This is a genomic window from Hymenobacter nitidus (assembly GCF_020447315.1).
In the GTDB taxonomy this organism is placed as follows: domain Bacteria; phylum Bacteroidota; class Bacteroidia; order Cytophagales; family Hymenobacteraceae; genus Hymenobacter; species Hymenobacter nitidus.
The window spans coordinates 97,524-118,357 of sequence record NZ_JAJADQ010000012.1; the positions used below are offsets into that span (position 1 = coordinate 97,524).

The following is a 20,834-nucleotide window of genomic DNA, read 5'->3' on the forward strand; positions in this document are numbered from 1 at the left end:
CGACACGCAAATGCAACAGAAAAAGCCCGTCGAAGTAGCTTCGACGGGCTTTTTCTGGGTACAAGAAGTGTCTATTGCTTCACGAACTTCGTGGTGAGCTGGGCCTTGGCGTCCTGGTAGCGCACCAGGTAAATGCCGCTGGCCAGCTTGCTGGCTTCTAGGGCCGTGCTGGTCGTGCCCACCACCACCGGAAACTGAGCCACTTGCCGACCGGCCGCGCTGAATACCGTTACGGTGGCCGTTTTGCCAGCTACGGGGTGCGTTACGGTCAACTGCGCGCCGGCCGGGTTGGGGTACACGCTCAGGCCCGCTTTGTCGGCTTGGTCGGCTTTGTTGCCCATCACCACCGAGGCAATGCCGTTCAGGTAGTTTTCGAGCATGGTATAGCCGTTGGCGGCGCGCACGTTACGGTCCGCGGGGTCGTTCGGGTTCAGGCCGTTGCTGGCTTCGAAGGCATCGGTCATGCCGTCATGGTCGGTGTCGGCGGGGGCGGGGCCGCAGGTCAGCACGGGCCAGGCACTCTGCGAGGTGCTGAAAGCTGTGCCGTGGGCGTAGCCGCCCTGTACGTCGATGAGGCGGCCTTTCCGCTCGCGCACGTTTCTGATGATGCGCTGGTCGAGTGTGTCGCGGGCGGGCAGCACGGCCCCCACGTTGGCCAGCACGGCCTCATACGCCTGCTGGGCCGTTTGGGTGGGCATGGGCAGGATGTTGAACGGCGTCGTAACCTTGGACTGGGCTGTGTCGGTGCGGGCACCGCCAGCCATTACCACGCCCAGCCAGTTGCGGTTCGTCACGGCGGGGTAGCCGTCTACGTAGTTGCCGGTCATGTACACCTTGGGGTAGGGCAGCACCGGGGCCGTGGTTTGTTTGCCCGGGTTCATAATCATGGACCGCACCGGTACGCTGCTCGAGTTGCCAGTGCTGGTGCTGGGGCCGTACTTGTAGTAGTTGCCCACCACGTTGTAGTTGCCGCCCTCGCCGCCGTTGGTGCTGTAGCTGGCCCAGTTGTAAATCACGTTGTTGCGAAAGTCGCCGTTTTCCTGGCCCGCGGTGTAGGGCGGCAGGTTGCGGCTACCTTCGAAGCGCGGATTGCGGCCCCGGCAGTGGGCAAACAGGTTGTGGTGAAACGAGGCATTCCGGCCGCCCCAGATACCGCCGTAGCCGTGGCGCTCAAAGTCGGTGTCGCCGGTTTCGAAGTGGTAGGAGTAGTCGAGCGGCTCGCTCATCAGGTTCCACTGCAGGGTCGTGCTGTCGCCGCGGTACACGCTCAGGGCTTCGTCGGTGCTCCAGCTCATGGTGCAGTGGTCGATGACGATGTTCTTGCGGCCCGTGCTGCCAAAGGCATCATCGGCCCCGGCTCCGTTCACCATGCCTTTGTTCTGGAACCGGTCGCCCATGCGGAAGCGTAGAAAGCGCACAATAACGTTGTCGGCGCTGATGGTAACCGGGTAGTCGGCCAGGCAGATACCTTCGCCCGGCGCGGTCTGGCCGGCAATAGTGGTGTTGGCCTTATTGATGGTCAGGGCCGAGGTCAGGCGAATGGTGCCGCACACCCGAAACACGATGGTGCGGTGCGTGGCCGTCTGGGCCAGGGCGTAGCGCAGCGTGCCGGGCGTGTTAGTGTCGGCCAGGGAGGTTACCTCAAACACGGTGGTGGGCACAGTCAGAGTGCCGCGGCCGCCTTTAGTGAACTTACCGGCTCCTTCGGCCCCCGGAAACGCCACCAGCTGAGCCTGAGCCACGGAAGCGGAGGCCAGCAGCGCGGCAGTAAAGGCCAGGCCCAGTTGCCGCTTGAATGTACGGATGGTGCCTTGTCGGAAAGTAAAGTTCGAATGCATAAAGCCTCGGTTGAGTGGGATGGAAGCAGCGCCGCCCGCGAAAACCATCGGCGGAGTGCGGCAAGCAGAAGTTGATATTACTCAATAGTAGAGGCGGAAGCCGAAGGAGAGCCAGACTTTATTCGCGCAATCGTTACCGGGAACGTTGCCAAAGGTCGGGCTGAAACCAGCCGCGGTAGGTGGGTACTCACTTCACTTGACCTCCCTTCGGCTCTGACGCCGAGGCGGGCTAAGGGCGTCGGCAACGTTCCCGACAACGATTGCGCAAATAAAGGAGGGGGCCAGGCCTGATACTGCTGGGCAATCAGCTTACTATTAAGCTCTGGTACTTCCCCCCAAACCCCATTTCTATGACTTCAATCCGTACGCATTCAGGGGCTTCCACACCGGGCTGCCGCCACTGGCTGGCGCTGTGCTTCCTGCTGGCCGCCCTTATTCTGAGCAGCGCCGCTCAGGCCCAAACCTACGACGCCATTGTGGCCAAAGACGGCTCGGGTACCTTCCGCACGGTGCAGGCCGCCGTAGATGCTGCTCCCACGGGCCGCACCATCGCCTACACCATCTACATCAAAAACGGCAAGTACAAGGAGAAAATTAACGTGCCGGCCAACAAGCCATTTCTGCAGTTTATCGGCCAGAGCGTGGCCAATACCATCCTGACCTTCGACGACTTCTCGGGCAAGCCCATGCCCGGCGGCGGCACCTACGGCACGTCCAACTCGGCCTCGGTGACCATCAACGCCCCCGACTTCTCGGCCCTGAACCTGACCTTCGAAAACACCACCGGCGACGCGCCCCAGGCCCTGGCCATCAACGTGAATGCCGACCGCGCCGTGTTCAAGAACTGCCGCTTTCTGGGCGGGCAGGATACGGTGCTGGCCAACGGCAACGGCTTGCGCCAGTACTTCCGCGACTGTTACATCGACGGCACCGTAGACTTTATCTTTGGTAGCTCCCGCGCCGTGTTTGAGCGGTGCATCGTGTACGCCAAAACCCGGCAGGACGGCCTCAGTGGCAGCTACATTACCGCCGCCAACACCCAGCCCGGGCAGGCCTTCGGCTACGTATTCCGCAGCTGCACCATTCCGGCCAACCGCGGCACAACCAGCTACGTGCTGGGCCGCCCCTGGCAGAACTCGACCGGCAGCTCGCCGCTGGCCGAAAACAAGGTAGTATGGCTTAAAACCACCATGGCTACCGGCATCATCAAGCCCGAGGGCTGGCAGGTGTGGGACGCGGGCACCAACACCGCTCTGATTACCTACGCCGAGTACAACAGCCGCAAGTTCGACGGCCGCCCCATCAACGTGAGCCAGCGTGCCCCTTGGTCGAAGCAGTACACCGCCGCCGACACGGCCCAGTACACGGTAGCCAACCTGTTTGGCACCTGGGACCCCTGTGCCGTAGCGCCCGGCGTTTGCACCCGCTTCACCCCCGACATTGCCGTTACTAACCTGCGCGCCACCAAGGGTGCCACCACGGCCACCTTCACCTGGAACATGGCCTGGGCCGTGAACCAGGCCACGTTTGAGGTGTTCCGTTCGACCACCCGCAAGGGCACCTACGCCAAAGTCGGTACCGATATCGTGGCCCCGAACGATACGACTTACAACTTCCAGGCTTCGGATGCTCTGCCCGCTGCCGGCGGCGCCTATTACTACTACATCCGCGCCTCAAAAGCCGGTCTGGCCACGCAAATCACCGATACGCTGGAGGTGTCGCGCGTCCCCACCATCGGCACCACCGGTAGTCTGGGTACGTTTGCGCAGTACGCCAACGGCCCTTCGGCGGCCCGCACCTACCTGCTAACGGGCGAGAACCTGACTGTCAACGTAACCGTGACGCCACCCGCCGGCTATGAGATTTCGCCCAACGGCGGCACTAACTGGTACACGCCCACCACGCCGCTGGTGCTTACCGCTACCAACAACGCTATTCCCAACACGACCATCAGCGTGCGGCTCAATGCGGCGGCGGCTGGTACTTACGCGGGCAACATCACGCACAGCAGCACTGGCGCGGCCACGGTAGCCGTGCCCGTGAGCGGTACGAAAGTGAATACCACTGCCCCCGTTTCGGAGCGCCTGCAGATGTGGTCGTTGCGCGTGAGTGCCCAGGATAGCGCCGCGGTCCGCTCGCCGCGCGTAGCGGCTAGCACGCCCACGCTGCGTCGCCTCTACGTGTCCAATGGCACGACGGTAGCGACCGTGCCGGCCTATTCGGCCCGCTACGGCCAGGCTTTCGGGGCCAGCACCAACGGCGACGGCTCGTGGGGCACGGCTGCTCCCGTGGCCGGCCCGGGCGGCAACCTGAACCGCCGCTTCTACGAGCAGTTCACTATTACGGCCACCGGCGGCCCGGCCCGTATCGACTCGGTGCTGCTGTGGTCGGCCTTCTTCAACACCAACAGCAACACCCGGCTGGCCGTGGTGTATTCACGCACCGGCTTCACCACCGCTGATTCCACCGACGTATCGGGCGGCATGGGTCCGGCCGGCGCGCTGAACAGCACCGCCAACGGCGCTTTCGCCACGCCCATCGTGCTCAATAACCAGAACACGGGCACCAACCAAAACTACCGCCTGGCCCTGGCCGGCGCTTCGGGTGTGCCGTTGGCCGCCGGCCAGACGCTGACTATCCGAATGTACTGGAGCTGCGGCAGCGGCAGCTCGGGCCGCTACGGTCTGCTGCGCGACGTGCAAGTGAAAGGCGAAGCGCTAACCATTACGAGCACTCACGCCGCGGCAGCCCTGGCCGCCGGCCTGGCCGTGTACCCCAACCCGGCCCAGCAGCAGCTAACCCTGACTCACCCCAAAGCTGGCGCCGATGCGGCCGTAACGGTATATTCCTTTGATGGCCGCCGGGTCGCTGGTTTCAGCCCCAGGCCGGGAGCGGAACAGACTCCGCTGACGCTGGAAAGTCTGGCGAAAGGCACGTATCTGCTGCGCTACAGCAGTGGGCGGGAAAGCCTGACAACCAAGTTTATCCGCAACTAACCGTCCTGTGACAACGGCCCCGGAAGCTGCTTCCGGGGCCGTTTTGCGTTTTAGTAGAACCCTTTTCTTATCTGCCGAACAACCGTTTCTGAATGGTAAAATCAACCCGAATCCTTCTGCTGGCTGCTTTGGCGGCTGCTTGCTGTCTGCCCCGGTTGGCCGCGGCCCAAAGCTCGTCCTTATCGAAAGTCTGGGTGCCCGACCTGGGCAATGGCACCTACAAGAACCCGGTGCTCTACGCCGACTACTCCGACCCGGACGTGGTGCGCGTGGGCAACGACTACTACCTGACGTCCTCCAGCTTCAATGCCGTGCCGGGCCTGCAGATTCTACACTCTACCGACCTGGTGAACTGGTCAATTATCGGAGCGGTATTCACCCAGCAGCCCCCGCAGGCCCGCTACGATGTGCCTCAGCACGGCAACGGCGTGTGGGCCCCGGCCATCCGCTACCACAAAAAGGAGTTCTACATCTATTACCCCGACCCCGACCTGGGTATCTTCATGACCAAGGCCAAAAACCCGGCCGGGCCATGGTCGGTGCCAGTGTGCGTGAAGGAAGCTAAGGGCTGGATTGACCCGTGCCCGCTGTGGGACGCCGACGGGCAGGCCTATCTTGCGCACGGCTTTGCGGGCAGCCGGGCCGGTTTCAAGAGCGTGCTTGCTGTGAGCCGTATGAGTCCCGACGGAACCCGCCTGCTCGGCGACGACCGGCTGGTATTCGACGGCCACGAGCAGCACCCGACCATCGAGGGGCCCAAGTTTTACAAGCGCAACGGCTACTACTATATTATGGCGCCGGGTGGGGGAGTGGCTACCGGCTGGCAGGTGGTGCTGCGCTCCAAAAATGTATTTGGCCCCTACGAAGACCGGATTGTGATGGACCAGGGCAAAACCCCCATCAACGGGCCTCACCAGGGTGCCTGGATTGACACGCCCACGGGCGAGGATTGGTTTATGCATTTCCAGGACCAGGGCCCCTACGGGCGCGTGGTGCACCTGCAGCCCATGGTCTGGAAAAACGACTGGCCCGTCATCGGCAATGACCCCGACGGGGACGGCAAAGGTGAGCCGGTACTTACCTTCCGCAAGCCCACGGGCAAAGGCAAGCCCGCCGCCCTGGCCACTCCGGCTACTTCCGACGAGTTCGACGGCCAGCAGCTGGGGTTGCAGTGGCAGTGGCACGCCAATCCGCAGGTGGGCTGGTTTTTTTCGACCGGCGCGGGCGCCCTGCGCCTCTACTCGGTGCCGGTGCCCACCGACTACAAGAACTTCTGGCAGGTGCCCAATCTGCTGCTGCAAAAGCTGCCGGCGGAGGTGTTCACCGCCACGACTAAGCTGAGCTTCACGCCGCGCTTCGAGGGCGAGAAAACCGGGCTGATACTAATGGGCCTGGACTACGCCTATCTGTCGCTGACCAACAAGGGCGGCAAGCTGCAGCTGAGCCAGACCACCTGCCAGAACGCCGACAAAGGCAGCGCCGAAACTACCGGCGCGCCCGTGGCGGAGGTGGCGGCCAAGCAGCCCGTGTACCTGCGGGTGGCCGTGGGGGCGGGGGCCAAGTGCCAGTTCAGCTACAGCCTCGACGGGCAAACCTACCAGCCTGTCGGGCCGGCTTTTCAGGCGCGGGAAGGCAAGTGGATTGGCGCTAAAGTGGGCCTGTTCTGCACCCGGGCCGCCAAAACCAACGACGCCGGCGCGGCCGACATCGACTGGTTTCGAATTGAGTAATTAGCCACGACCCAATGGAAAAGGCCCGCAGATACTTCTGCGGGCCTTTTTCGTGTCTGGCAGCAGTAGAAAATTTCTACTGCTGCCAGCCTTCGGGCAGGGAACTTGGACCAGGGAATTCTGCTTAAGCAAAGGCACTCACTCGCGCCGAAGTGAGTGTTTACTCAGTAAGTTGGAAAAATTCAATTCGGTAGGAATGGAGGCAACTGGTACGCAAAAATCAAATGCGCCTATAAATATGACTATTTGTGTTAATTTATTGGACAAAGTGAAGTTAAATTGGGCGGTGGCAACGTTGCCGGGAACGTTTGCACAAATAAAAACCCTTTACTTCTTCGCTATTGGAAAGGGTTAGTGTAAACTTATAGAACCGATTAATCGGCTAACAATACAAAATTAGCCGCATCAACAGGTAAGAGTACAAAAAGCGTTTTAGTGTTTCGGCCGCAGGCTGTCTGCGGTGCCGGTGAGTCTCTCCACACCTATCGGCTGCAGGTTACGAAACTCCTTTCCGCCAGTCATTTTCCAATTCCCACACATCTATTCCAATGAGAAAGTACATACTGTTCGTCTGGCTGCTGCTCAGCGTTGCGCTGCACGCGGTAGCGCAGCAGCGCAGCATTCAGGGGGTCGTCCGATCTACCGAAAAAGATGAGGCCCTGCCCGGCGTAACGGTCGTGGTGAAGGGAACCACCACCGGTGCCTCCACCGATATGGAAGGCAAGTTCAGCATTACGCTGCCCGCCAACGCCACCGACGTGGTGCTGCGCCTGAGCTACATCGGCTTTATCTCCAAAGATGTGCCCGTGAGCGGCAGCCAGAGCAACATTGCCATCCAGCTCAGCCCCGACACAAAGGTGATGGAGGATGTAGTGGTAATTGGCTACGCCGAGGTGCCCCGCAAAGACGTAACCGGCTCGGTGGCTTCGGTAAGCGCCAAGCAGATCAAGGACGTGCCGGTAAACTCGGCTGCGGAGGCCCTGACCGGCCGCTTGGCGGGCGTACAGGTAACTTCCTCGGAAGGCCAGCCCGGCTCCGACATCCGCATTCGGGTGCGCGGCGGCGGCTCTATCACCCAGGACAACTCGCCTCTGTACATTGTAGACGGCGTGCAGCTGGAAAATGCGCTGTCGGTGCTTTCGCCCCAGGATATTGCCTCGGTTGACGTGCTGAAAGACGCTTCGGCCACGGCTATTTACGGTGCCCGCGGTGCCAACGGCGTAGTAATTATCACGACTAAAGGCGGCCGCGAAGGCAAGCTGAACGTGACCTACAACGGCTTTGCCGGCGTGCGCCGCATTACCAAGACGCTCGACGTAATGAAGCCCAACGAATACGTAGACTACGTGTATGAGAAGGCTGCCCAGGCCGGCAGCGCTGGCCTGAGCACCATCAAAAGCCGCTTTGGCTCTACGACCTTCCGCGACACGCGCGACTACTCGCAGCCCGTGGGCAAGGATGCGGCCGGCAACGACATCTTCGGCTACGACACACTGGGCCGCGCCCGCAGCGCCGAGTTTATCGACTGGCAGGACAAGGTATTTGGCCGCGACGCTTTCCAGCAAACCCACAACCTCTCGGTGTCGGGTGGGGGCAAGGGCTCGACGTTCTCCCTGAGCCTGACGCGCAACCAGGAAGACGGTATCCAGATGAACTCGGGCTTTACCCGCAACCTGGTTAACTTCCGTTTCGACCATAAGGCCAGCGACAAGTTCAAGTTCGGCATCAGCACCCGCTTCAACGACCAGACCATTGAGGGCTCGGGCACGTCGAACCAGGGCTCGGGCTCTACCACCAACACGCGTCTGCGCAACACTATTGTGTACCAGCCGCTGGCCCTGGCCCGCCCCGGAGCCATCGACCCGAACGAAAACCTGGAGGACGACGAGTTTTTCCGCACCTCAGGCTCGTTGTCGAACCCGGTGCTGACCCTGGAAAACGAGTACCGCGCCGATAAGCGTCGCCTGTTCAACCTGGGCGGCAACGCTACCTTCAACTTCACCAAGAACTTCTCGTTCCGCTCCACCGTTGGCTTCGACAACACCAACACCCGCGTGGAAACCTTCAACGGCCAGTTTTCGCCCGTTATCAAAGGCGCCAACTTCTCGGGTCTGCCCTTCCTGGGCATTGCCACCGGTACGCAGGTCACGTTCAACAACTCGAACGTGTTCAGCTACAACTTCAAGAAGGACAAGCACACGTTTGACGCTCTGGCTGGCCACGAAATCTACATGCAGGAGTTCAACACGCAGAACGTAGACAGCTACTACCTGCCGCTGACGATTGGCTACGAGAAAGCCTTCAACAACATCAACCAGCGCGACCCTAATGCCCCGGCTACCCAGCAGCCGGCTCCCCGGACCGACCAGCCCATCAAGGCGCGTTTGCTCTCGGGCTTTGGCCGCGTGAATTACTCCTTCGACGACAAGTACCTGCTGACGGGTACGTTCCGGGCCGACGGCTCTTCGAAATTCAGAGGCGGCACCAGCAGCCGCTGGGGCTTCTTCCCGGCTGCTTCCCTGGCCTGGCGTATTTCGCAGGAAGAGTTCATGAAGCCGTTTGCCAACACGGTTTCCGACCTGAAGCTGCGCCTGAGCTACGGCCTAGCCGGTAACAACCGGATTCCGGACAACCTGTACCGCGCCGCTTTCCGCACCACGGGCCAGTATGCCCTCAACGATGGTCTGGTACCCGGTGCCGTGGTAAACTCCCTGTTCAACGAAGGCCTGAAGTGGGAAACTACCATTTCGCGCAACCTGGGCGTAGACCTGAGCCTGTTCAGCAACCGCGTGCAGATTACCGTGGATGCCTACTCGAACCGCACCCGCGACCTGCTCCTGAACCTGCCTATCTCGCCAATTTCGGGCTACCCCTCGCAGCTGGTGAACATTGGCGCTACCACCAACCGCGGCCTGGAGCTGCAGGCAACCGGCACGGTGCTCCAAACCCCGGACTTCTCCTGGTCGGCTAACGCCAACGTGGCCTTCAACCGCAACCGCGTCGAAGACCTGGGTCCCGACCCGTTCCCGCTGCAATACTCGGGCTGGGCCAGCACGGCCATCACCGCCGACTACTACGTGGCCGTTGGGCAGCCCGTGGGCCTGATGTACGGCTACGTAACGGAAGGCTTCTACACCGCCGATGACTTCGAAGGCTACAGCAACGGTAAGTGGAACCTGAAGCCAGGCGTCGTGTCAGACCGCGGCGTGGTGGGCTATAGCGGCGAGAACGAGGAAGTAATTCCGGGCACCATCAAGCTGAAGGACGTGAACGGTGACGGCAAGGTAACCGACGCCGACCGCACGGTTATCGGCAACGCCAACCCGAAGTTCACAGGTGGTTTGAACCAGCAGTTCACCTACAAGGGCTTTGATGCCAGCATCTTCCTGAACTGGGTGGTGGGCAACGACATCTACAACGCCAACAAGATTGAGCTGACCTCGAACCTGGCCAACTCCTACCTGAGCAACGGCCTGGCCATCATGAACGACCGGTACCGCACCATCGACGAAAACGGCGTCATCATCACGGACCTGGAAACCTCGCGCCGCCTGAATCAGAACGCCAAGATCTGGACCCCGACCCGCCAGCTGTTCCCCCACTCGTGGGCTGTGGAAGACGGCTCGTTCCTGCGCATCAACAACCTGACGCTGGGCTATACGCTGCCCAAAACGGTGTCGTCGTACGCCAAGCTCGCCCAGGTGCGCTTCTACGTGACGGCCAACAACCTCTACACGTTTACCAAATACACCGGCTTCGACCCCGAGGTAAATACCCGCCGCGGTACGCCTCTGACGCCCGGCGTGGACTACGCGGCCTACCCCCGCAGCCGCGCCCTGCTATTTGGTATCAACCTCTCCCTTTAATAGTAGCAACGGTTTCCCACCATGAAACGCATATTTCGTCCTACCATCGCCGCCCTGGGCATCGTCTGTCTGACGGGTGTCATGTCCTGCAAAGACTTCCTGGAAATCGAGCCGAACTCATTCGATACCACGGAGCAGGTGTTCAGCACCGTGAGCGGAGCCACCAGCGCCGTGATGGGTGCCTACGACCCGCTCTCGGGCGACGCCGGCTACGGCAACCGCCTCAGCAGCTTCTTCCCCTTCGACTCGGATGAGATGCAGAGCAGCCAGGGCGGCAACGACGCCGGCACCGGCCGCCGCGGCATTGCCCGCTACTCGTCGGTGGCTACCAACGCCGAGGTGCAGAACCCCTGGAACGCCTTGTACCAGGGCGTTGAGCGCGCCAATATCTGCATCAAGTACATCCCGCAGATGCCCCAGTACCAGAGCGGTGCCGAGATGGCGGCCCTCAAGCGCCTGCACGGCGAGGCCCTCACCCTGCGCGCCCAGTACTACTTCGAGCTGATCCGCAACTGGGGCGACGTGCCCGCGCAGTTTGAGCCCTCGGTAACGGGCCAGGATTTCAACATCCCGCGCGAAAACCGCTTCAAAATCTATGACCGGCTGCTGGCCGACCTCGACGAGGCCGCCAAGCTGGTGCCGTGGCGCACCGCCATTGCCTCGGCCGATGAGCGTATTACCAAAGGCGCCGTGAAAGCCCTGCGGGCCCGCATAGCCCTCTACCGCGCCGGCTACTCGCTGAACCAGCTCGGCGCTGTGGAGCGGGCTCCTGACTACCGCCAGTTCCTGGATACCGTGCGCATGGAGTGCCAGGAGCTGATGGTGAACCGCAACCAGCACAACATCAACAGCAGCTACGAGGAAACCTTCCGCAGCATCAACGAGCTGCGCCGCGACGCTAACCGCGAAATCATGTTCGAGGTGGGCATGGGTGGCGCCAGTGCCGCTTCCGACAGCAAGCTGGGCTACTACAACGGCCCCCGCATCAATGCCTCGCCCAAGTACGGCGCCTCGAGCGGGGCCATTACGGCCCTGCCCACCTACTTCTACGCCTTCGACTCCCTGGACGCCCGCCGCGACGTGACGCTGGCGCCTTACACCATCGAGTCGAACGACGCGCAGAAGGCTACCAACCTGATTACCATCTACGACGGCAAGTTCCGCCGCGACTGGCGTACCCCGCTCATCTCGGGTGCCTCGGTGCAGAGCCTGGGCTACAACTGGCCCCTGATCCGCTTTGCCGACGTGCTGCTGATGTTTGCCGAGGCGCAAAACGAGCTGGCCGGCCCCACGGCTACCTACAAAGGCGTTTCGGCCACCCAGGCCCTGATGGAAGTGCGCCTGCGTGGCTTCAAAGGCAATGCCGCGGCTGCTGGCAAGGCGCCCGCCGACCAGGCAACCTTCGCGACTTTCCTGCAGAACGAGCGTTTCCTGGAATTCGGGGGCGAAGGCGTCCGCAAGTACGACCTGATCCGCTGGAACCTGCTGGGCACCAAGCTCGACGAGGCCAAAAGCACCCTGCGTAAGTGGATGGCCGACAAGACACCGACCAGCCCGTACGCCAACATTCCGCTGACGGTATATTTCACGGTAGTAAACGGCCAGATCAAGTTTGCTCGCTCGCTCTACCGGCCCGCCCCGGCTACTGCCCCGGCTGGTATGTCGGCGGTGGCCTGGCGCTCGGCCATCAGCGAAAACCGCATTGCGGACATTGCTTCGGGCTACGTGCCCACGCGTCAGCTGCTGCCCATTCCGGCTACGTCGCTGAACACGAACAACAAGCTGAAGCAGAACCCGGGCTACTAACCCGGTGGCCTGTGCTCGCCGTGTCCCCAACGTCCTCGGCCGCTGCCCCGCTTAGGAGGCCGGCGCCGGGGACGTTTGGTTCCCGGCGAGCCACAGGCAGGATGCCCGCAAAAAAGTAGAATTGGAGAGAAGGAAATACCACCGCATATGATCCGCTGATCATGAGAGAATTATCTACCCATACGCTCGGTCGGCTCAGCAGCGCCGCCGTAACTCTGCCCGAAGCCGCCCAGTTGGCCCTGCCCGAGAAGGTGCTGCAGTTCGGCACCGGCGTGCTGCTGCGCGGCCTGCCCGATTACCTCATCGACAAGGCCAACCGCCAGGGCATCTTCAACGGCCGGGTGGTGGTGGTCAAATCGACCGATGGGGGCGATATTACCGCCTTCACGCGCCAGGATGGGCTCTACACGCTGTGCATCCGCGGCATCGAGGACGGGCAGCAGGTCGAGGAAAACCTCGTCAGCTCGGCCATCAGCCGGGTGCTGTCGGCCAAAAGCCAGTGGGCCGAGGTGCTGCGCGTGGCCCAGAGCCCCGACCTGCAGATCGTTATTTCCAACACCACCGAAGTCGGCATTCAACTCGTGGCCGACGACATCCGGCAGGCCCCGCCCGTGTCGTTTCCGGGCAAGCTGCTGGCCGTGCTGTATGCCCGTTGGCAGGCTTTCGGGGGCGCTCCCGACAAGGGCCTGGTGATTGTGCCCACCGAGCTGATTCCGGAAAACGGTACCAAGCTCGAGGCTATTCTGCTGGAGCTGGCCCACCGCAACGGCCTGGAAGCAGACTTCATTGACTGGCTCGAAACGGCCAATACCTGCTGCAATTCCCTCGTGGACCGCATCGTACCGGGCCGGCCAGCCGCCGCCATGCAGGCCGCCCTGGAAACCGAGCTGGGTTACTCCGATGATCTGCTTACCATGTCGGAAGCCTACCTGCTCTGGGCCATCGAAGGCGACGACAAGGTGCGGCAGGTGCTGACCTTCGAGCAGGCCGATGCCGGCGTGGTGGTGCAGCCCGACATCAACCTGTTCCGGGAGCTGAAGCTGCGCCTGCTCAACGGCACGCACACGCTCAGCTGCGGCCTGGCCTTCCTCAGCGGCTTCGATACGGTGCGCGCCGCCATGGACGACGAGGTGATGAGCGGCTACATTACCCACCTTATGCAGGACGACCTGCGGGCCGGCATTCCGTATCCGGTGGCCGATGAGGCGTCGCGCGAGTTTGGCCGCCAGGTGCTCGACCGGTTCCGCAACCCCTACATCGAGCACCGCTGGTTGGGCATCACGCTCAACTACTCGGCCAAGCTGCAGATGCGAGCCGTAGCCACGCTGCTCTGCTACGTGGAGCGGCAGCAACAGGTGCCCGCCTGCGCGGCCCTGGGCTTCGCGGCCTATCTGCTGTTTATGCGCGGCACCCACCAGCAGGACCATACCTGGTACGGCGAACTGAACGGCGAAGCCTACCCGATTCAGGATGAGAAGGCCGGCTATTTCGCCGACCTCTGGCAGCGCCTCGACGCCACGGAGCTGACCACCACCGTGCTGCGCAACCAGGCCCTATGGAACCACGATCTGGCCTTGCTGCCGGGCTTTGCCGCGCAGGTAGCCAGCTGCCTGCAGCGCATGCTCGACGAGGGCGTGTACGCCACCGTAGCCAGCCATCTGCACGCCCGGGTGTCGGCTTAAACCAATACACCACTGCTGAAAAGCCTGGGTCGCGCCGCTGCTGCCCGGGCTTTTTTGTGGTAAATGCGTTCCTCTGATTACGCTAAGCTTACAGTAGACTATGAAAAACTTCCTGCTGACGATACTGAGCCTGCTGAGCGCGTATGCCGTTCGGGCACAGAAGCCTTACGATGTGCTCGACTGGAAGGCCAACGTGTCGTTGAACACCGCCCTGGTGCAGCAGATGCGGGACCAGTATGCCACACGCCGCACAGATCTGGCCCGGGCCGGGCAGTCGGAGGCCGGCGTGCGGGCCTACCGCGACAGTGTGCGGGCCCGCTACCGCCGCCTGCTGGGGCCACTGCCGGCCCGCACCCCGCTCCGGGCCCAGATTACCGGCACGCTACCCCGCGACGGGTACCGCATCGAAAAAGTGGTGTACGCCAGCACGCCCCGCCACCGCGTGACGGCCAACCTCTATGTGCCCGCCAACGCGGCGGGCAAGTTGCCGGGCGTGCTGCTGCTCTGCGGGCACGAAGCCGAGTCCAAAGCCACCGAATCTTACCAGAAAACCGCCATTCTATTCGCTAAAAACGGCTTTGTAGTGCTGGTCATCGACCCGATTTCGCAGGGTGAGCGGTATCAGCTGGTAGGCCCTGAAGGCAAGCCCCTGACCCGCGGCGGTACCACCGAGCACACCTTGCTGAACGAGGAGTCGGCGCTGGTCGGCACCAGCACCATTGCCGACCAGCTCTGGGACAACGTGCGTGGCCTCGACTACCTGCTAACCCGGCCCGAGGTGGATACTGAGCGAATTGGGGCGCTGGGCAACTCGGGCGGCGCCACCCAGACGGCCTACCTCCTGGGCTACGATGAGCGGGTGAAGGTGGCCGCGCTGTGCAGCTACGTGGCCAGCGGCGAGCGGGTGCTGGAGCTGACCGGCCCCTCCGACGGCTGCGTGATGATTCCTGGAGCCGGCCAAGCCCGCCTCGACGTGGCCGACTGGCCTATCATGTTTGCGCCCCGGCCCCTGCAGATTCTGGCCGGCCGCTTCGACTTCGTGGACTACGGCCTCATCCAGGATGCCTACGCGGAAGTAAAACAGGTGTACCACGGCTTCGGGCAGGAAGAAAAAGTTAGCCTGTTTACCTACGACGACGGCCACGGCATCTCGCAGCCCAAGCGGGAGGCCGCGGTGCAATGGTTTCGGCAGTGGCTGTATAACGACCCGCGTCCGGTGCCGGAAGGCAAGCTGGCTACGCTGAAGCCCGAGGAACTGTGGTCTACCAGCTCGGGACAGGTAACCACCACGTTCAAAGATGAGCTGACTATCCCGGAGCGCAACCTGACCCTGGCCCGGCAGCTGGCTTCGGGGCGCCGGAAAAACCGCCCGGAAGCGTTGCCCGGTCTTATTCGTCAGCAGCTCCAGTTGCCGGCCCAGCTGGAGGCGCCCGTGGCAGTGGAGTGGAAGGAAACCGTGCTGGGTAAAGACAACGTGGCCCTACGCAAGCTCATCATCCGCCGCGCGGGGCAGGTGCCGCTGCCCGCCCTGCTGGCCCTGCCCCTCGGCGAGGCTCCCGTGACAAAAGTAGTGCTGTGGCTGCCCGAGCAGGGCAAGCGCACCCTGGCCGACAGCACCGGTCTGCTGGCCGGCTACCTGCGCCAGAATTACGCGGTGCTGCTCACCGACCTGCGCGGCCTGGGCGAAACCACCGACCCGGAGCAGTTCAACGACAAGAAATTCTACAACCGGGAGTACCGCAACGCCCTGCTGGCCCTGCACGTAGGCCAGCCGCTGCTGGGCCAGCGCGTAGTGGATGTGTTCATGGCCCTGGGCTTCGTGGGGCAGGAGCCGCGCCTGCGCGCCGCCCCGGTAGAGGTGTATGCTACCGGCCGCGCCGCGCCGGTGGCTTTGCACGCGGCCGTTCTCACACCCCGCATTGCCCGCCTGTGGACCGGCGCCGGCCTCACTTCGTTTCAGCAGGTACTGGAGCAGCCCACCGCCCGCGACTGGTACTCGCTCGTGCTGCCGGGCGTGCTGCGGCGCTACGATTTGCCGGAGCTGGCCGCCGCGCTGGGCCCCGGGCGCCTGCAATCGGTTGCAACCCCCTGACGCCGAAGAAGCAGCAGTGGGGCAGAGGTGCCCCGAAAACCAGGCACGCAGGTGGAGCCTATGCAAACGTTTACGGTAGTTTTTTTGGCCTGTTAGCGGGGGCAAACCGGTTTTAAACGCTTTATTTCGGGTTCGAAGGCTGGAACTCAGGGTCCAGAAAGCTAGCTTTAGCCGAGCTTTTCCGCGCGGGGCTTCTGTGGGCTCCGTCCTCCGCCTTTCCTTATCTACTCTTTCACCGTCTTCAATGAACCAACTCGCCACGCTTGATTACATTGTATTCTTTGTCTATTTCCTGATTGTCTCGGGCTATGGCATCTGGATTTACCGCCGCAAAACCGGCCACGACGGCACGATAGAAGGTGACTCCAAGGACTATTTCTTGGCCGAAGGCTCCCTGACGTGGTGGGCCATCGGCTCCTCGCTCATTGCTTCCAACATCTCGGCCGAGCAGTTTGTGGGCATGTCGGGCTCGGGCTTCAAGATGGGCCTGGCCATTGCCACCTACGAATGGATGGCGGCCCTGACGCTGATTATCGTGGCCGTGTTCTTTATTCCGGTGTATCTGAAGAACCACATCTTCACGATGCCCCAGTTTCTGCACCAGCGCTACAACGGCACGGTAGCCATGATTATGGCCATCTTCTGGCTGATGCTCTACGTGGTCGTCAACCTGACCTCGATTCTGTACCTGGGCGCCATTGCCATCAGTAGCATTGCCGGCCTGAACCTGACGTTCTGCATGTACGCGCTGGCCGTTTTTGCCGTCATCATCACGCTGGGTGGCATGAAGGTAATCGGCTTTACGGACGTAATTCAGGTGTTCTTCCTGATTCTGGGCGGCCTGGCCACTACCTACCTGGCCCTCGACATGGTGGCTGACCACTACGGGCAGTCGGGCGTAATCAGCGGCTTCAAGCTGATGCAGGACCAGGCCGCCGACCACTTCCAGATGATCTTCGACCAGGACAATCCCAACTTTATTGACCTGCCGGGCCTCACCGTGCTGCTCGGCGGCATGTGGATTGTGAACCTGAACTACTGGGGTTGCAACCAGTACATCACGCAACGGGCGCTGGGAGCCGATTTGCCCACAGCCCGCGCCGGTATCCTGTTTGCTGCTTTCCTCAAGCTGTTGATGCCCGTTATCGTGGTACTGCCCGGCATTGCGGCCTACGTACTCTACAAGCAGGACGTGTTCAGCGGCGAGATGATGCAGGACGGCGAGCTGAACCCCGACCGCGCCTACCCCGTGCTGCTCAACATTCTGCCCGTGGGTCTGAAAGGCCTGTCGTTTGCGGCCCTCACGGCGGCAGTAGTAGCTTCCCTGGCCGGCAAAGCCAACTCCATTGCCACCATTTTCACCCTTGACATCTACAAGAAAGTGCTCAACCAGGATGCTTCCGAGAAGAAGCTGGTGCTGGTAGGTAAGATTGCCGTTGTGGTGGCCATGATTCTGGGCGTGCTGATTGCGCCCCACCTGGGTATCGACAAGAAAGGCGGCTTCCAGTACATTCAGGAGTACACGGGCTTCGTGTCGCCGGGTATTTTTGCCATGTTCATCCTGGGCTTCTTCTGGAAAAAGACGACGTCCAACGCGGCCCTGTTTGCCACCATTGGTGGCTTCCTGCTCTCCATCATGTTTAAGTTCCTGCCCGGCCTGGTCGATCTGTCGTTCCTGGCACCCCTGGGCTTCGCGGTGAAAAGCCAGGCTGGCGTCTACGAAATTCCCTTCCTCGACCGGATGGGCTTCGTATTCGTTATATGCATCGTCGTGATGGTAATTATCAGCCTGTTTGAAACCAGCCGCGGCGTCGTAGCGAAAGGCCTGGAGGTCGATGCCAGCATGTTCAAGCCCCAGCGCAGCTTCACTATCGGCGCCATGGTCATTGCCGTCCTGCTGACGGCGCTCTACACGATCTACTGGTAAGCGGAGCCGGCGAAAAGCCCCTAGCTTCGTTTCCGTGAAAAAGGGCGGCTGCACGATGGTGCAGCCGCCCTTTTTCGTTGGGATGTTGTCTGTGGTACTTAGAACTGCCTGCTGCGCTGGCTTGGCAACGTTCCCGGTAACGTTTGCGCAACTATAATCCCGGAACGGGCTTTTCCTGGCCGCAAATTGGCCTTACTTGCTGAAACGCGTACTTCGTTGCAGAGCTTCTGTGAGCCCGGCTGCCCCTTGGGAAGCGCGTGGTACGTTGGCAATTTCACTTTCTACTTCCCCGGCATGATGCATCGTGTGCTTTCCGTGGCGGCGGGTTTTGGCCTGCTGGCGCTGCTGGCCTTCACCGGGCCGCCTGCTACCATTAAAGTCTACCTTATCGGCGACTCTACCATGTCGAACAAGGAGGAAAAGGCCTTTCCCGAAACCGGCTGGGGCATGCCCTTTCGCTACTTCTTCGACGAAACTGTGACAGTGGACAACCGCGCCCAGAACGGCCGCAGCACCAAGTCGTTCCTGGCCGAAAACCGCTGGCAGCCCGTGGCTCAGGACCTCAGGGCCGGCGACTACGTCTTCATCCAGTTCGGGCACAACGACGAGGTGCCGACCAAAGCCAATTACACGCCCGAGGCCGACTTCAAAGCCAACCTGACGCGCTTCGTTACCGAAACCCGCGCCAAAAAGGCTACGCCGGTGCTGCTCACGCCCGTGGCGCGCCGCAAGTTCGACGCGGCCGGCAAGGTAGAAGGAACCCACAGCGCGTATGCCGCCCTCGTGCGGGCCGTGGCCCAGGAGCAAAAGGTAGCCCTGATTGATCTGGACGCGGAAAGTCAGGCCCTGTTGCAGCAGTTCGGAGTCGAGAATTCCAAGCTGCTCTTCAACCATCTGGCCCCCGGGGAGCACCCCAACTACCCCGCCGGCCGCGACGATAACACCCACTTCAGCGAGCTGGGCGCCCGTAAAGTGGCCCAACTGGTGCTGGCCGATATCCGCACGCTCCAGCTGGAGCTGGCTAATCGTATTGTGAAGCGCGAAGTGAAGAAAACCGTGGACGCCCAGGCCCGCTAACCCGACTAACTATGCAGACACCCCTCCTGAAACGCGTCTGGCCGCTGGCGTTGCTGCTGATGCTGGCCTTCACCGGGGCGACACCCAAGAAAATCAAGCTCTACCTGATTGGCGACTCCACCATTGCCCAGAAAATCAAGCAGACCTTCCCCGAAACCGGCTGGGGCATGCCGTTGTCCACGTTTTTCGACTCGACAGTGGTGGTGGACAACCGCGCCCAGAACGGCCGCAGCACCCGCACTTTTCTGGCCGAAAACCGCTGGCAGCCCATTGTGGATGCCCTGCAGGAAGGCGACTACGTCTTCATTCAGTTTGGCCACAACGACGAGTCGGAGGCGCATCCGGACCGCTACACCTCACCCGCTGACTACCGCAAAAACCTCATCAAGTTTGTGACCGAGACGCGGGCCAGGAAGGGCAACCCGGTGCTGATTACGCCCGTCACGCGCCGCAAATTCGATAAGCAAGGCAAACAGCAGGAAACCCACGCGGCCTATTCCGCTGCCACCACGGACGTGGCCAGGGAATACAAAGTGCCCCTGATTGATCTGGATAAGATGAGCCGGGAGCTGTTGCAGCAATTCGGCGTGGAAAACTCCAAGCTGCTATTTCTGCAATTGGAGCCCGGCGACCATCCCAACTACCCCTACGGCCGCCAGGACAACACCCACTTCAGCGAGCTGGGCGCCCGTAAGATGGCCCAGTTGGTGGTAAGCCAGGTGGTAGCCCAGAAGCTGCCGCTGCTCTCGGAGCGTATGGCCAGGCCTACCGCCAAGAACGCCGTACCGCCCGCGGCTACCGGTAAAGATGCCCAACCCACCACGCCATGAGGAAACTACTGAGCCTGCTTTTTCTGCTGGGGCTGCTCACCGGCCGCGCCTTTGGCTACGACTTTGTGGTGGCCCAGGATGGCTCGGGGCAGTACCGCACGGTGCAGGAAGCCTTCAACGCCGTGCCCGACTTCCGCAAGAAAGTCACCACCATCTTCATCAAGAAGGGTGTGTATAAGGAGAAGCTTATTCTGGCCGGCTCCAAGAATCTGGTTACAATCATTGGTGAGGATCGGGAGCAAACCATCCTGACTTACGACGACTACAACCAGAAGAAGAACATCTTTGGCGAAGACAAGGGCACCTCGGGCTCGTCGAGCATCTACATCTATGGCACCGACTTCTCGGCCGAGAACCTCACCTTCCAGAACTCATCGGGGCCGGTGGGGCAGGCCGTGGCCGTGTGGGTGGCCGGCGACAAAGCCCGCTTCCGCAACTGCCGCTTCCTAGGCTTCCAGGATACGCTCTACACCTACGGCTACGGCAGCCGCCAGTACTACCAGAACTGCTACATCGAGGGCACCGTCGACTTTATCTTCGGCTCCAGTACGGCCTTTTTCGAGGACTGCACCATCTTCTGCAAGAAGGGTGGGGGCTACGTCACGGCCGCTTCGACCCCCGACAGCACCCGCTACGGCTACGTGTTCCGGAACTGCCGCCTCACGGGCGACGCTCCGGCCGGTTCCTTTATGCTGGGCCGGCCCTGGCGGCCTTATGCCAAAACCGTGTTCATCAACTGTGAGCTGGGCGAGCAGATTGCGGCCGTCGGCTGGGACCATTGGGGCAAGGAAACCAACAAGCAGACCGCCTATTACGCCGAGTACCAGAACAAAGGCAAAGGTGCCCGGCCCAAGCAGCGCGTCGCCTGGAGCCATCAGCTCACCGATGAGCAGGCCCAGGCCTACACCCGCGAGAAGGTGCTCCGCAACTGGGACCCAAGCAAAAACTAGCAGCCCCTTCAGCTTCGGCTTGCAGACGTGAGTTGTCTCC

The 20,834-nt window shown here is 61.8% G+C and carries 12 protein-coding genes; 11 read left to right on the plus strand and 1 reads right to left on the minus strand.

What is annotated here, in order from left to right:
• Positions 1-71 precede the first annotated feature (71 nt).
• Complete coding sequence (locus tag LGH70_RS19925) at positions 72-1,838, minus strand: T9SS type A sorting domain-containing protein (RefSeq protein WP_226189375.1); 1,767 nt, start codon at positions 1,836-1,838, stop codon at positions 72-74.
• A 350-nt stretch (positions 1,839-2,188) separates the two neighbouring features.
• Here LGH70_RS19925 and LGH70_RS19930 point away from each other — a divergent pair, with 350 nt between their 5' ends.
• From LGH70_RS19930 to LGH70_RS19980, 11 genes are all read left to right on the plus strand, one after another.
• Positions 2,189-4,834: a pectinesterase family protein gene (locus LGH70_RS19930; RefSeq protein ID WP_226189377.1), complete on the plus strand. Its 2,646-nt coding sequence runs from the start codon at positions 2,189-2,191 to the stop codon at positions 4,832-4,834.
• Positions 4,835-4,926: 92 nt separating this feature from the next.
• Complete coding sequence (locus LGH70_RS19935) at positions 4,927-6,564, plus strand: glycoside hydrolase family 43 protein (protein ID WP_226189378.1); 1,638 nt, start codon at positions 4,927-4,929, stop codon at positions 6,562-6,564.
• 172 nt (positions 6,565-6,736) lie between these two features.
• A complete protein-coding gene (locus LGH70_RS19940; RefSeq protein ID WP_226189379.1) occupies positions 6,737-6,919 on the plus strand; it encodes a hypothetical protein in 183 nt (60 codons plus the stop codon).
• 193 nt (positions 6,920-7,112) lie between these two features.
• Positions 7,113-10,430: a SusC/RagA family TonB-linked outer membrane protein gene (locus tag LGH70_RS19945; RefSeq protein ID WP_226189381.1), complete on the plus strand. Its 3,318-nt coding sequence runs from the start codon at positions 7,113-7,115 to the stop codon at positions 10,428-10,430.
• Positions 10,431-10,451: 21 nt separating this feature from the next.
• Positions 10,452-12,236 (plus strand): RagB/SusD family nutrient uptake outer membrane protein, encoded by a 1,785-nt coding sequence (locus LGH70_RS19950; RefSeq protein WP_226189382.1) that lies wholly within the window; start codon positions 10,452-10,454, stop codon positions 12,234-12,236.
• A 161-nt stretch (positions 12,237-12,397) separates the two neighbouring features.
• Positions 12,398-13,918, plus strand: coding sequence for a tagaturonate reductase (locus LGH70_RS19955; RefSeq protein WP_226189384.1), 1,521 nt, complete (start codon positions 12,398-12,400; stop codon positions 13,916-13,918).
• 100 nt (positions 13,919-14,018) lie between these two features.
• The gene (locus LGH70_RS19960; protein ID WP_226189385.1) at positions 14,019-16,010 is read left to right on the plus strand and encodes an alpha/beta hydrolase family protein; all 1,992 of its coding nucleotides are present in this window, start codon (positions 14,019-14,021) and stop codon (positions 16,008-16,010) included.
• A gap of 244 nt (positions 16,011-16,254) precedes the next feature.
• On the plus strand, positions 16,255-17,937 hold the full coding sequence (locus LGH70_RS19965) for a sodium/sugar symporter (protein WP_226189387.1): 1,683 nt from the start codon (positions 16,255-16,257) through the stop codon (positions 17,935-17,937).
• 294 nt (positions 17,938-18,231) lie between these two features.
• Positions 18,232-19,014, plus strand: coding sequence for a rhamnogalacturonan acetylesterase (locus LGH70_RS19970; RefSeq protein WP_226189388.1), 783 nt, complete (start codon positions 18,232-18,234; stop codon positions 19,012-19,014).
• A gap of 11 nt (positions 19,015-19,025) precedes the next feature.
• Complete coding sequence (locus tag LGH70_RS19975; protein WP_226189389.1) at positions 19,026-19,844, plus strand: rhamnogalacturonan acetylesterase; 819 nt, start codon at positions 19,026-19,028, stop codon at positions 19,842-19,844.
• Positions 19,841-20,794 carry a pectinesterase family protein gene (locus tag LGH70_RS19980; protein WP_226189391.1) on the plus strand — a complete coding sequence of 318 codons (954 nt, stop codon included), beginning with the start codon at positions 19,841-19,843 and terminating at the stop codon, positions 20,792-20,794. The genes LGH70_RS19975 and LGH70_RS19980 overlap by 4 nt, the downstream gene beginning before the upstream one ends.
• Positions 20,795-20,834 lie beyond the last annotated feature (40 nt).

Bases quoted from the DNA above. Each gene is read 5' to 3' on its own strand.
- LGH70_RS19925 (WP_226189375.1), bottom strand. From the start codon at position 1,838: ATGCATTCGAACTTTACTTTCCGACAAGGCACCATCCGTACATTCAAG.
- LGH70_RS19930 (WP_226189377.1), top strand. From the start codon at position 2,189: ATGACTTCAATCCGTACGCATTCAGGGGCTTCCACACCGGGCTGCCGC.
- LGH70_RS19935 (WP_226189378.1), top strand. From the start codon at position 4,927: ATGGTAAAATCAACCCGAATCCTTCTGCTGGCTGCTTTGGCGGCTGCT.
- LGH70_RS19945 (WP_226189381.1), top strand. From the start codon at position 7,113: ATGAGAAAGTACATACTGTTCGTCTGGCTGCTGCTCAGCGTTGCGCTG.
- LGH70_RS19950 (WP_226189382.1), top strand. From the start codon at position 10,452: ATGAAACGCATATTTCGTCCTACCATCGCCGCCCTGGGCATCGTCTGT.
- LGH70_RS19955 (WP_226189384.1), top strand. From the start codon at position 12,398: ATGAGAGAATTATCTACCCATACGCTCGGTCGGCTCAGCAGCGCCGCC.
- LGH70_RS19960 (WP_226189385.1), top strand. From the start codon at position 14,019: ATGAAAAACTTCCTGCTGACGATACTGAGCCTGCTGAGCGCGTATGCC.
- LGH70_RS19965 (WP_226189387.1), top strand. From the start codon at position 16,255: ATGAACCAACTCGCCACGCTTGATTACATTGTATTCTTTGTCTATTTC.
- LGH70_RS19970 (WP_226189388.1), top strand. From the start codon at position 18,232: ATGATGCATCGTGTGCTTTCCGTGGCGGCGGGTTTTGGCCTGCTGGCG.
- LGH70_RS19975 (WP_226189389.1), top strand. From the start codon at position 19,026: ATGCAGACACCCCTCCTGAAACGCGTCTGGCCGCTGGCGTTGCTGCTG.
- LGH70_RS19980 (WP_226189391.1), top strand. From the start codon at position 19,841: ATGAGGAAACTACTGAGCCTGCTTTTTCTGCTGGGGCTGCTCACCGGC.